This is a genomic window from Shewanella sp. TC10 (assembly GCF_009663145.1).
Taxonomy (GTDB): domain Bacteria; phylum Pseudomonadota; class Gammaproteobacteria; order Enterobacterales; family Shewanellaceae; genus Shewanella.
In genome coordinates this window covers 60,280-72,633 of sequence record NZ_VKHR01000001.1, presented here as the reverse complement: position 1 = coordinate 72,633, position 12,354 = coordinate 60,280, and the positions used below count along the sequence as shown (strand labels likewise).

Sequence of the window (12,354 nt, the reverse complement as noted above, 5' to 3'; positions counted from 1 at the left end):
CAATTCGCTCTAATTTAGTTTTATGCAGTAAAAGCGAATGGCTATTACTGGATGTAAAACCCTAAAGCTTATTTCGAGTAGCCCCCATTGAACGATAAGATATTGAATTAGATTGGTACCAGTATGGCTTTATAAAGATACCTGCGCAAACGATAACCTATAAAATTTAGGTAATTACGACTAATAAACTAGCAGGTTTAGCTGAAAAGTGAACCGTTATCGAGTAATAGCTCTAATAAAAAGGGCACCAATAGGTGCCCTGTAGTGGAAAAATCGGTTTGTGACCTAGATCTCCATTATTCCATCCATTTCGACTAAAGAGTCTTTTGGTAGCTGTTTTACCCCAATTGCAGCTCGTGCTGGGTAAGGTTGAGAGAAATAACGCGCCATAATTTCATTCACTGTCGCAAAGTGAGATAAGTCAGTCAGAAAAATATTCAGCTTAACGATGTCAGCCATGCTGCCGCCAGCGGCTTCAGTTACAGCTGTTAAGTTCTCAAATACTTGAACTACTTGCTCAGAGAAGTCATCGCTAACCATTTGCATGGTGCTTGGAACGAGTGGGATTTGGCCCGACAGGTAAACAGTGCTACCTACTTTTACAGCTTGAGAATATGTACCAATTGCTTGTGGAGCTTTATCGGTTGCGATAATGATTTTTTCTGCCATGACGCCCTCTACAAAATTAAAATCTGCTAGATGAATAAAAGATGCAAACAAGCCTAAACCGAGTGAGTCAGTTTAGGAGAGTTAAATCAGCAATCTGAATAGCTAAAATAAACAACAAACAAACCTAAGCTGACTCATTAAGTTAGAGTTGTTCAGCTTAGGAAAGTTAGATATTAGACTAATCTTACTAGCGATTACGTGAGGTACGCAAGACTTCCGGTAATACACGAATACGGCGCATTACATTGGCGAGGTGAACGCGGTCGTCGACCGAGATACGCAGGTTGATGAGATAAACTCGGCCATCACGTTCTTCAGTGCTCAAGTTATGAATATTTGAGCCTGCAGCTGCGATGATATTGGTAATTTTAGCCAAAGCGCCTTGATGGTTAACAATCTCAACACGAAGATTTGCTTGGTAAGTTTCGCCCTCGACGTTATCCCAATGAACAGGAATATACTTGTCAGGCTCACCTTGGTAACCACGAATGTTGGCACAGTTTTCCATGTGGACCACTAAGCCTTTACCTGGACTTACGTGGGCAACAACCGCATCACCTGGAATAGGGCGACAACAGTTAGCAAAGGTCACTAACATACCTTCAGCGCCACGGATTGGCATCAATTGCTCTTCAGTGTCGTCATCTTTATCGGTTGTAGTCAGTTTCTGACCTAACAAACGCTGAGCAATAACAATACTCATGGCGTTGCCTAAACCGATATCAGCTAGCAAAGAGTTTAAATCGTCATGCTTGGTTTCTGAAATCACTTTATCAAGCTGTTCAGGATCTATGCTATCAAGCTTGGTTTCACCCAAAGCGTGATTCAATAGGCGTTTACCTAGTGCTACAGCATCGTCACTGGTTAAGCTCTTTAATACTTGGCGTATTTTGCCGCGGGCTTTACCGGTCACCACAAAGTTTAGCCACGCCGCATTCGGGCGAGCGCCTTTAGCAGTAATAATCTCAACGGTTTGACCTGAGATTAATGGCTGGCTTAACGGATAGGCTTGACGGTTAACGCGGGCGCCAACACAAGTATTACCTACATCGGTATGCACTTCGTAAGCAAAATCGACAGCAGTAGAGTTAACCGGCAATTCTAAAATACGGCCTTCTGGGGTGAAGACGTAAATTTCCTCAGGGAATAGTTCTGTTTTAACGTTTTCCACAAACTCAAACGAACTACTGGCACTTTGTTGCAGCTCCAGCAAGCTTTGCATCCACTTATGGGCGCGAATTTGAGTGGTACTTTGTTGCGAACTACTGGTGCCGCTCTTATACATCCAGTGAGCAGCAACCCCTTTATCCGCCATGAGATCCATTTCTTCAGTACGAATTTGTACTTCAACAGGAACCGCATGAGGGCCAAATAATGAGGTATGCAATGATTGGTAACCATTGGCTTTTGGTATAGCAATATAATCTTTAAAGCGGCCAGGATGTGGCTTATAAAGACCATGCATAGCACCTAACACACGGTAACAGGTGTCAATGGTATCGACCATGACTCTGAACGCATAGATGTCCATGACTTCTTGAAACTGCAGTTCTTTATTGCTCATCTTACGATAGATGGAATAAAGGTTTTTCTCACGACCTTTGACAGTGCCTTTAATACCGGCATCTTCAAGACGAGTCGTAATAGCACCTTCAATACTATTAATCAGTTCTTTTCTATTACCACGGGCTGCTTTAACGACTTCTTTAAGCACACGATAACGCATTGGATAATAGGCTTGAAAACCTAAATCCTCTAACTCGCTTTTGATATTGTGAATACCAAGACGGTTGGCGATCGGAGCATAAATCTCTAAGGTTTCGCGGGCAATACGACGACGTTTGTCAGGACGTAATGCACCCAAAGTGCGCATGTTATGCGTTCTATCTGCAAGCTTGATTAAAATAACGCGGATATCCTGCGTCATTGCCATCATCATTTTGCGGAAGTTTTCAGCTTGGGCTTCTTTTTTATCGCGAAACTTAATTTTGTCGAGCTTTGACACGCCTTCGACAAGTTCAGCCACAGTCACACCGAATAACTCAGTGAGTTCTTCTTTGGTAACTGGGGTATCTTCGATGGTGTCATGGAGCAGGGCTGCCATTAATGTCTCGTGATCAAGACGCATGTCAGCCACGATGCGGGCAACCGCAACGGGATGGGTAATATAAGGCTCGCCACTTGTGCGCATTTGCCCTTCATGGGCATCACGCGCAACAATGTACGCCTGCTTGAGTAACTCTACTTGCGCGGGTTCTAAATAACCTGACGCAGACTCCTTTAGACCTTCAAACAGATACAAGTGGCGCTACTCCTTAAAGCGTACGGCCTTCAGCAATTGCAGCTACTGCAGCAATTTCAGCGGCTTCACGTTCGCGAACAGTTTGACGCTCATCAGCGTCTAAAGTGTTAGAGGTGACTAAGCCTAATTCGATTTCGCGTAAAGCGATAACCGTTGGCTTATCATTCATCTCTTCTACCATTGGGTCTTTACCTTGCACAGCGATTTGGCGTGCACGACGCGCTGCAACCAGGATCATATCAAAACGGTTGCCGATTTGTTCTACGGCGTCTTCTACAGTTACGCGAGCCATGTGGTGAAACTCCAGTGTTATATATGGGAAAAAATGACGCAAAATTGTACACTATGACAATTAATCTGCCAATAGATCGTTAATCATATCATTGTGAGTATGGATCTGACTAGCACAGGTTGATCTTTGACTGCGAATGATCGCGCAAAGATCGCCTAAAGCGACATCAAAATCATCATTTACTATAATATAATCTGCATCTTTGTAGTGTGACATTTCTGATACGGCCTCAGCCATACGTCCATCAATCACGTCTTGGCTGTCTTGACCACGGCCAGTTAAGCGGCGTTCAAGCTCAGCTCTCGAAGGAGGTAAAATAAATACCCCAATTGCTTCAGGCATCAGTTTTTTAACTTGCTCGGCGCCTTGCCAATCAATATCTAAAAATACATCAATACCGTTCGCTAATGTTTGTTCAATAACCGTGCGGGATGTGCCGTAGTAGTTGCCAAACACTTCAGCCCATTCAAAGAAAGCTTCTTCAGCAATTAATGCCTTAAATTCTTCTACCGAGACAAAGTGATAATGTTGACCATTCACTTCACCTGGGCGTGGCTGACGGGTGGTGTGAGACACAGACACTTGCATGTCGCTTGGCTTATCTTTTAATAATGCAGAGATAAGTGAAGACTTACCGGCGCCACTTGGGGCTGACACAATAAATAGATTTCCACGAGCGCTCATAGTGCAATTTCCAACCAGATTATTTATCAGGCCGAGTATTATACTCAAAGCGATGCAATTTGCGAGATTTGTGATAGATAAAGTGCAGAAATCTATCCTTACACCAATAGATTTTTAAGACGAGTAATTATTATCAAAGGCCTTTGCAGCATTAGCTTAGCTGCCGAGTAGACTGAAATTAACCTTAATTGAAAAACGAGCTGGCTGCGGTTTCGAAGTGATTTAGCTTCAAATTGACATTTTTAGAATTAATTTATGTCATTTTTACACGGTTTCACTGACTTTAGCGGTGAAATTGTTTAGTCTGCCAACAGATCATTTTTTAGATAGTAGGATTTCTCGTGTCAATCGCATCCTTATTTTGTCGTCAAGGTCGAGACAACGGCCTAAGAGCCTTAGCCATTCAATTAAGCTGCTTAGTGTTTGTGTTGATCATCGCGCTATTATTTTCAAATACAGTCGTGACCTTAATAGCGGCTGCTATCGCGCTGCCTGTTTGTGGTTTAAGCAGTTTACGCCGCGTAAAAGACGCAGCTAAACCTAATTCATTAATCGCCGCTCCACTCACCTTATTATTGATATTCAGTTTATCACTGAGTTTGAGCTTTCCTGCGGTTGTTAGCAGTATCGTATTTATTTTAGCTGCACTGGTGAGTGCGGCTTTCGCTTGGTTGCCTGCGCCAAAAACCAATCAACGCAAAATGACCTATGTCATGGGTTATAACGGACCACACGTAAAATCGGATTCAGCATCTGGACAAGCGCGCCGCAGACGAGAACCAACGATTGGTGAATCAGGCCACGGAAATCTTAATTCAGACGGCTTTGATGACGAGCAAGCATATGAGCAAGGCTTTGAACCTGGATACCAGCAAGAAACCGTATATAAAGAAGAGCAAGATACAGCGTCTGGCTTTGGTGGCTCAGAACAAGGCTATTCAGCTCAAAATCAAGATGACAGTGATTCAGCCTACGCCGCCGATGATAAACCAAGCTATCGTGTCGATCGCGGCGCATTAGAATCAGGTTCGTTATCTGAGTTATTAAAATCCTGGCTTATTTGGGCGCAAAGCAATCAAAAAGCATTAATAATGGTGGCTAAAGGTTTAGGCATAGTATTAGCCATAAGCTTAATTATTTATCTTATCAGCCTGTTGTTTTCTGGTGATGAAGTTGAACAAGCTCCAGTAGAGATAGCGCCAATAACCCAGCCAGAAAATATTAGCGAAACCGCACGCGTAAAACTACCCGATGGTTTTTGGCTGATACTACAACAAGACCTACTTGTGCTGCGCTGGTTAGGGGATGAGGGTGACGCTCAGCCTATTTGGCGCTTAGACACGGCCGAAGGTGATAACCGCTGCGCCGAAATGATTTTTAACGATGGCAGTAAATTCCGCCCGATGCAGGTGAACTTAATGGCAGACAGTGGCACCGAAGCAAGGTTTTCGCCATTAGATAACAAACGAATAATCGACAGCATTGCCATGCGAGGCAGCTTTAAATTGTGTGGCTATAACTTCAGTTTGAAAGGCAGCCAAGCAACGTTATCAAGCCAGCCTGCTTTTGAAAAATACCTCAAAGGTTTATAAAGTGGGCAAGAGCGGTTCTTTACCATAGTGAGGCTAAAGGGGATAAATTTAGTCGYTGGGCAACCGCACTTGCAGAAAGACGTGGCTTTAACAGAGCTTGTGTTGCCGTCGCGAACAAGCTTGCACGGATAGCGTGGGTTATAGCAGCAAGAGAAGATGAATATCGTATCGCTGCTGCATAAAAGTAATCATTAACGCGCTAACAATTAGTTTTACCAACCACCAAGTTGCCAAGATAATTGAATTGATGATGAGACAGTCAGACTGTTCTACTTAAAACCTTCGCCTGGCATTGGCTCTAAAGAAGCCGTAAGGATGATAAGGAAAGTAGAAGCAAATATCCATCAGGGCCAGAGGAGTACCTCAATAACAGGCCGAATATATGGGTGCAATGAACTATTCTCAAAGTCGATATTAAATATCTTGCAAACCGGATGGGTCCATATATGTCTGGCTAGCTTTCGAGGGGAAGGGACGCCCCATCGTAAGCGTTAGTGATTTTTGTAGCTTGCCGAAGCGGACTCAAAATGAAGTTTAAAGCTGGATCATTCTCCGTTGGAAATTTTGCTGTTTAAATTTCGCCGGAGCGGCAAGGGATATCGAAAAGGGAAATGCTGTTGTTTCCCTTTCGTCTGGTGTGGGCGAAGCGTCACGACTTTGATTTTTTTCAAACGATAACTTCAAAATTTGAAACAAGTTTTGGGGCAAAAGCTTGTTAAATGCTCCAATGGCTAGTATGAAAAGTTTCAATCTTTAATGTCTCTATTTCACACTTTATTCTTTAGTTTCAGACTTTAATGTACGTCGACAATTGCAAGTTAACCTGTGGTTCTGGCTATAAAATGGGGAATACTTAGTTTTGATAACAAAAAATTATGATTTTAAGAATTTTTAATGATTATATTTTTATAATACGAAGTCGTAAAATAGCTTTATTCGCTAGAGACAGCTGCACAACTATTTGAACATGCTTAAGGGTATTTTATGAAATTTCTACACACTATGATCAGAGTTGCTGATCTTGATACATCAATAGAATTTTACACTCATGTATTGGGTATGAAAGTGCTAGAACGTCATGAAAATACTGATTATCGCTATACTTTAGTGTTTGTTGGTTACGAGCAAGGCGGCACGACTATTGAACTAACTCATAATTGGGATACCAATGAATATGAAATGGGTAACGCTTTCGGCCATTTAGCCTTAGGTGTTGACGATATTTATACGGCGTGTGACAAGATTAAAGCGTTAGGCGGAAACATCACTCGCGAGCCGGGCCCAGTTAAAGGCGGCGAAACTCACATTGCTTTTATTACAGACCCAGACAATTACCAGATTGAACTGATTCAATTAGATTAAGTTTTCCTTGGCATATTGCCGATTGATTTCCCATTTTCGTTATAAGGAAAGACCATGAAAGACGCATTATTTCAAACTATCCAATTAGGTGAACACGCCCTAAAAAACCGTATTGTTATGCCACCAATGACACGCTCTCGTGCATCACAGCCAGGTAATTCTGCAAACGATATGATGGCTGAGTATTATGGCCAGCGCGCGCAAGCGGGTCTGATTGTGGCTGAAGGCACCCAAATTTCAGCTATGGGTCAAGGTTATGCTTGGACACCGGGCATTTACTCGCCTGAGCAAATTGCAGGTTGGAAGAAAACCACTGAAGCTGTGCATGCTAACGGTGGGGTTGTCTTTGCCCAGCTTTGGCACGTAGGCCGTGTTACTCATCCTGAAAACATTGGCGGTGAGCAACCTATTTCATCATCCGCGATTAAAGCTGAGAATGTAAAAGTATTCATTGATGATGGCAGCAATGCACCGGGCTTTGTTGATGTGGTAGAGCCACGTGCAATGACCAAAGCTGACATCGAACAAGTGATTGGCGAATATCGTCAAGCTGCATTGAATGCCATTGAAGCGGGTTTTGATGGTATCGAGTTACATGCGGCAAATGGTTATTTGATCAATCAGTTCATTGATTCAGAAGCGAACGATCGCACTGATGAATATGGTGGTTCAATCGAAAACCGTCTGCGCTTTTTAAGTGAAGTGGTCGCGGCAATGACTGATGCCATTGGCGCTGATAAAGTGGGTGTGCGTTTAGCGCCATTTACTTCATTAAACGGCACTGTTGATGCAACGCCTGTTGAAACCTATACCGCCGCTGCGGCAATGCTAAATACCCATAACATTGTTTATTTACACATTGCTGAAGTTGATTGGGATGATGCGCCAGAAACGCCTGCAGAATTTAAAGTTGCGGTGCGTGAAGCCTTTAAAGGCGTGTTAATTTACGCCGGTAAGTATGATGCAGTAAAGGGCGGACAAGCGATTAACGATGGCTTAGCTGACATGATTGGTTTTGGTCGTCCGTTTGTATCAAACCCAGATTTACCGAGTCGCATTAAAAATGGTTACCCGTTAGTTGCCCATGATCCTGCTACCTTATTCGGCGGTGATGAAAAAGGCTTAACTGATTACCCAGAGTACAGTGAATAGTAAACTAGCTCATGGCTAAAAAGATTGGCTAAAAAGATTGCCTAGTTGAATCCGCTGCGATCAACTAGAATAGACACTAATAGCAACCTTGCTAACGCTTGGTTGCTATTTTTTTGGTATTTTAATTATTTTAATCCATCGTGATAAATCTCGTTGATTTCACAGTTTGCAAAAATGATGTTCGTGACTTTATCGATAATCGTTTATAACAGCGTCACTTATTTTCATATTCATCAATTCTACTTTAGAGGCCATACATGCGCGGAGCCTTGTTTTTATTCATTGCCACTTTGTTGGCTGCACTTGGCTGGATAGCCTCGAAAATTGTGGTAATGGATATGCCAGGCGAAACCTTTATTGCCAGCCGCTTCATGCTAGCAAGTTTAGTGTTGCTGCCATTTTGCTATCAAAGTTTATGGCGTTTGCGGGCGAAACAAATTCTGCTTGCTTGTGGCGTAGGGATCTTTCTCGGTCTGGCATTATTAGTATGGGTACATGCCGTATCAGTGACCCAAAGCCTGTCTGAAGGGGCTTTTATCATGAGCTTAGCCATGATCATTGCACCGATGACAGCCTGGATATTATTTAAGATAAAACCTAACAAAGCTTTTTGGTATGCCTTGCCCATGAGTATTGCTGGGATGATGCTCATGACATTAACCAATGGCTGGCAAGTGGATGAATCTCAGTGGTACTTTTTACTAGCTTCAGCGTTATTGTCAGTTCATTTTGTATTAAATAAGAAGATCAGTAATCGTATTAAACCGTTAGATTCAATCTGCTTACAGTTATTTATGGTGGGGGTTGTGGGTGGTATTTATGTTGCCCTCACGCAGCAAGCATCATTTGAAGTCAGCAGTAATTTGGCGATATGGTTTGTCCTATCGACAGTGTTTGCGACATCGCTGCGTTACTTATTACAGACCATAGGTCAGTATTCTGTGAATATGGAAACCGCCGCGTTGATTATGATTTTAGAGCCGATTTGGACCTTAATGTTGAGTATATTGATGTTAGGGGAAAGCGTGGAAGTTCAAAAAATAGCGGGTGGCGTGGTGATCTTCTTGTCATTGATTATGTATATTAAATTGTCAAAAAGAGAGACGGCTCAGTTCAAAAAATCATTACAATAATAACCCAAGTAACGGAAGCTATTCATTGACTTAACGCCCTCATAAGAGGGCGTTTTTATTAAAGGGCTTGTATTACTGTAAGTGTGTGAATGTAAGTTTATTCAAGCTCCATTAGATACAAATTTAAAGTAGAAATACTTCAATTTAAGCTGTTCTAAGGTAAGTGGCTTATCAAAATAATACCCCTGGATAAGGTCGCATTGGTAAGATTTTAGGGTTAAGAATTGCTCTTTTTCTTCTACACCTTCAGCGACGACGGTGATGTCGTATGCTTCACTAATGGCGAAAATAGCTTTTACCAGTGCGTTACTTTGACGACTGCTATTAATATTGTTGATAAAGCATCGATCAATTTTAATCTCGGTGATCGGAAGTTCATTTAGGTAACTTAACGATGAATAACCCGTACCAAAGTCATCAAGGGAAATCCCAAATTTCAGCGCTTTTAATTCATTTAAAATGATAGCGGTCATTTTTAAATCTTGAAGGACTAAATTTTCAGTGATCTCTAAGGTAATACGGTGAATATCAATTCCGACTTCATTCACTATTTGAGTGATAGATTCAGCGAAGTTGATATGCATTAATTGCTGCGGCGATATATTGATTGATACATTGATAGCGCTGTCTCCATTAGGTGAGAGAGCAAGAGTATCTTCACAGGCTTTACGGAAAATGAACAATCCAAAGTCGATGATTAATCCCGTTTTTTCTGCGATACCAATGAAAACGTCTGGTGAAATAGCGCCAAGTTTTGGGTTTGTCCAGCGAGCAAGCGCTTCAATACTTTGCAGTTGCTCATTTTTAGTGGTTATTTGAGGCTGATAAAGCACACTTATTTCATTGTTTGCTAACGCTCTTCTGAGTTGCTCTTCAAGTTGGTACTCGTAGCTGACTTGGGCATCAACTTCGGCATTAAAGAATGTCACCTGGCCATTTAATGCAGCTTTTGATTTATAAAGTACTATGTCTGCCTTATGAATCAAGCCTTCTGGATCGAGACTGTCTGAAGGGTAAATACTAATGCCCATACTCGCTTTAATATTATATTGAGTGTCGTTTACCGCGAATTCTCGATTAAAAATATCCTGTAATAAGGTTACCTTTTGATGGACTTGTTGGACATTATCTAAGTCAGGAAAACAAAATCCAAATTCATCGCCACCAAAGCGGGCAACCGTATCTTGTGCTGCAATAGACTGTTCAATTGCCTGACTGAGTTTTTTTAGTAATGCATCACCCGAGGAGTGGCCGTAAACGTCGTTAATCTTCTTAAAATTATCAATATCGACAAGAACTACAGCTAGCTTTTTCTCTTGAGCTATTGTGGATTGAATATCTTGTTTAATCTGCTCTAAAAAACAAGCACGATTAGGTAAGCCGGTTAATGCATCATGCAAGGCCATGTGTTGCATAGTGGCTTTTGAATTGGCTAACTTCTTAAAATCTTTTTCAATTCGATTTTTAAATCTCTTAAATCTGTTAGCAATGAGGTTACTTGCAAACAAACAACCACCCACCATGGCGAAAGTGGAAATAATGCTTAAAGTGAGCACTTTCATGAGCTTTTCGTGGTTATTAAGTAATAACGCTTCTTGCTTTACCTTAAGGTACTTTTCAAAGTCGAGAGAATTAAAATGAGAGCCAATAATCCAGCCCCACGACTCGAATAACTTCGCATAGCTGATTTCAACAGGCTGTTTTTTTACTTCGGTTAAGTTTGATAAATCAAACTCCATGAAATTACCTTCAATGCTCACCTGATCTAATAAGTGTTTTACCATTTGCTGAGTTGTGTGCTCATGGTGCTCAATAAAAGCATGTTGCTCATGTGAAATAGGGTTAGCTAATATTCGACCGTTAGTATCAATCACAAATAAACGTTGATGGTCGCCGTAATCATATTCCGAAATCCACTTTAATAAAGTCGCCTTAACATCATTTTCGACATCAGCAATGTATTCGCCAGTGCCGATAAACCAGTTGAACGGTGTAAACTCTCTGCCAAAACCGACTTTTTCAAATTCTTGTGTAACTGGATACCCAGGCTTTTGATACCACCAGTGATAAAAAGCTTCACCTTGTTGTTGCTGGATTTTATTGATGTGTTCTCTAAGAATAAAGGTGCCGCGTAAGTCTTGGGCATCCCATACCGAAGTGCCTTCTAAATGGGGTTTCAGTCCATGAAGTATATTGTTTCCATCCATATCAAAGATGAAAAAGTAGCCTCTACCCTCATTAAAGTTAATGGGTCTTAAGGCGTCAGTTATCATTGTTATGATTTCAGATTGCGGCTTATCATAATTGTTTTTGAAGATATTTGAGGCAATAGCGTGGGCTTCATCTACTCGAGACTTTGACTCTTGTTTAAGCTGTGAAATTGCTAAATTTTTTCTGAATTCAACGACACTGACTACTTGGTTAACCTGTTGGTGTATTTGTTGTTTTTGATGTGATATTACGTCTTCTCGAAGGGATAAAATACTGTCATTGGCTTTTTCTTGATTATCAGTGATTATCACAATATTAATGACGATCATAAAAAAGCACACAGTAACAGCTGGTGCGTATTTAATTAAGCTAATCAGTTTATGGTCGTTCCATACCAACATAATCTTCCTTGAACATCCTTGTGATTCTACTCCAGCATAAAGCTTGTATAAGGTTAAGTATAGAACAAAACCCCTTAGGGCAATTATTGAAAAAATCACTCAAACAGGACTTATTACAGCGCTGCATTCATACTTTCTTCAGTAATGTCAGCTTTAAAAGTCTGCTTCCTTTTTATGATAAACCTGCAATTACTTTTCGATGTTTTCATGTTCTGCCATGACATGAAGCATGATATTTCGATATGTATCGACCCAAAGAGTGTCTTGGTTATCCTTTAAATATGCTAATAGTTCATTATGAGCTTGTTGACTCACCGATAGATAATCACCTCCCACTCCATGAAATAAGATATTGGCAATCCCGCCTCTTTGCTGGGCTTGTTTTACAAAGTTAATCAAAGTTGCCCCGTCAACATTATCAGGCATGAGCAATAAATCGAACTTAGGATCTAATTGCGGGTTAAAGCCTTTGACTGCTACAAATTCATCGCGAATAGCTTCAACATAGTTGCCATCTTGGGTGTGAAAGTCTCCGCATGGTGGTGTAAAGGTTCTC

10 protein-coding genes and 1 pseudogene are annotated in these 12,354 nt (G+C 41.4%); 5 read left to right on the top strand and 6 right to left on the bottom strand.

The window, feature by feature from the left end; all coding sequences use genetic code 11:
* Nucleotides 1-285 precede the first annotated feature (285 nt).
* The 4 genes from FNZ24_RS00310 to gmk form a co-directional block, all read right to left on the bottom strand.
* Nucleotides 286-669, bottom strand: a complete 384-nt coding sequence (locus tag FNZ24_RS00310; protein ID WP_153912369.1) for a RidA family protein — start codon at nucleotides 667-669, stop codon at nucleotides 286-288.
* Between the two features lie 187 nt (nucleotides 670-856).
* On the bottom strand, nucleotides 857-2,971 hold the full coding sequence (gene spoT, locus FNZ24_RS00305) for a bifunctional GTP diphosphokinase/guanosine-3',5'-bis pyrophosphate 3'-pyrophosphohydrolase (protein ID WP_153912367.1): 2,115 nt from the start codon (nucleotides 2,969-2,971) through the stop codon (nucleotides 857-859).
* Nucleotides 2,972-2,984: 13 nt separating this feature from the next.
* The gene (rpoZ, locus tag FNZ24_RS00300; protein ID WP_055025248.1) at nucleotides 2,985-3,263 is read right to left on the bottom strand and encodes a DNA-directed RNA polymerase subunit omega; all 279 of its coding nucleotides are present in this window, start codon (nucleotides 3,261-3,263) and stop codon (nucleotides 2,985-2,987) included.
* Between the two features lie 60 nt (nucleotides 3,264-3,323).
* A complete protein-coding gene (gene gmk / locus FNZ24_RS00295) occupies nucleotides 3,324-3,947 on the bottom strand; it encodes a guanylate kinase (RefSeq protein ID WP_153912365.1) in 624 nt (207 codons plus the stop codon).
* A 341-nt stretch (nucleotides 3,948-4,288) separates the two neighbouring features.
* Between gmk and FNZ24_RS21910 the strand changes: the two genes are divergently transcribed.
* The 5 genes and pseudogenes from FNZ24_RS21910 (at nucleotide 4,289) to FNZ24_RS00275 (ending at nucleotide 9,186) form a co-directional block, all read left to right on the top strand.
* Nucleotides 4,289-5,539, top strand: coding sequence for a hypothetical protein (locus FNZ24_RS21910; protein WP_416384801.1), 1,251 nt, complete (start codon nucleotides 4,289-4,291; stop codon nucleotides 5,537-5,539).
* Nucleotides 5,533-5,721: pseudogene (locus tag FNZ24_RS00290) on the top strand (IS110 family transposase); the annotation flags it as partial. The gene FNZ24_RS21910 and the pseudogene FNZ24_RS00290, both read left to right, overlap by 7 nt.
* An 802-nt stretch (nucleotides 5,722-6,523) precedes the next feature.
* Nucleotides 6,524-6,901: a lactoylglutathione lyase gene (gene gloA, locus FNZ24_RS00285; RefSeq protein ID WP_153912363.1), complete on the top strand. Its 378-nt coding sequence runs from the start codon at nucleotides 6,524-6,526 to the stop codon at nucleotides 6,899-6,901.
* Between the two features lie 54 nt (nucleotides 6,902-6,955).
* The gene (locus FNZ24_RS00280) at nucleotides 6,956-8,053 is read left to right on the top strand and encodes an alkene reductase (RefSeq protein WP_153912361.1); all 1,098 of its coding nucleotides are present in this window, start codon (nucleotides 6,956-6,958) and stop codon (nucleotides 8,051-8,053) included.
* A 257-nt stretch (nucleotides 8,054-8,310) separates the two neighbouring features.
* Nucleotides 8,311-9,186 carry a DMT family transporter gene (locus tag FNZ24_RS00275; RefSeq protein WP_153912359.1) on the top strand — a complete coding sequence of 292 codons (876 nt, stop codon included), beginning with the start codon at nucleotides 8,311-8,313 and terminating at the stop codon, nucleotides 9,184-9,186.
* A 101-nt stretch (nucleotides 9,187-9,287) separates the two neighbouring features.
* On the opposite strand, the gene FNZ24_RS00270 is transcribed toward FNZ24_RS00275, so the two are convergent.
* Entirely contained in the window at nucleotides 9,288-11,798 is a 2,511-nt protein-coding gene (locus FNZ24_RS00270) for a cache domain-containing protein (protein WP_153912357.1), read from the bottom strand.
* A 189-nt stretch (nucleotides 11,799-11,987) separates the two neighbouring features.
* Nucleotides 11,988-12,224 (bottom strand): hypothetical protein, encoded by a 237-nt coding sequence (locus FNZ24_RS00265; RefSeq protein ID WP_153912355.1) that lies wholly within the window; start codon nucleotides 12,222-12,224, stop codon nucleotides 11,988-11,990.
* Nucleotides 12,225-12,354: the final 130 nt, after the last annotated feature.

What these genes read in the sequence shown, in the direction of transcription:
- FNZ24_RS00310 (WP_153912369.1), bottom strand. Translation starts at nt 669, where the DNA reads ATGGCAGAAAAAATCATTATCGCAACCGATAAAGCTCCACAAGCAATT.
- rpoZ (WP_055025248.1), bottom strand. Translation starts at nt 3,263, where the DNA reads ATGGCTCGCGTAACTGTAGAAGACGCCGTAGAACAAATCGGCAACCGT.
- gmk (WP_153912365.1), bottom strand. Translation starts at nt 3,947, where the DNA reads ATGAGCGCTCGTGGAAATCTATTTATTGTGTCAGCCCCAAGTGGCGCC.
- gloA (WP_153912363.1), top strand. Translation starts at nt 6,524, where the DNA reads ATGAAATTTCTACACACTATGATCAGAGTTGCTGATCTTGATACATCA.
- FNZ24_RS00280 (WP_153912361.1), top strand. Translation starts at nt 6,956, where the DNA reads ATGAAAGACGCATTATTTCAAACTATCCAATTAGGTGAACACGCCCTA.
- FNZ24_RS00275 (WP_153912359.1), top strand. Translation starts at nt 8,311, where the DNA reads ATGCGCGGAGCCTTGTTTTTATTCATTGCCACTTTGTTGGCTGCACTT.
- FNZ24_RS00270 (WP_153912357.1), bottom strand. Translation starts at nt 11,798, where the DNA reads ATGTTGGTATGGAACGACCATAAACTGATTAGCTTAATTAAATACGCA.
- FNZ24_RS00265 (WP_153912355.1), bottom strand. Translation starts at nt 12,224, where the DNA reads ATGCCTGATAATGTTGACGGGGCAACTTTGATTAACTTTGTAAAACAA.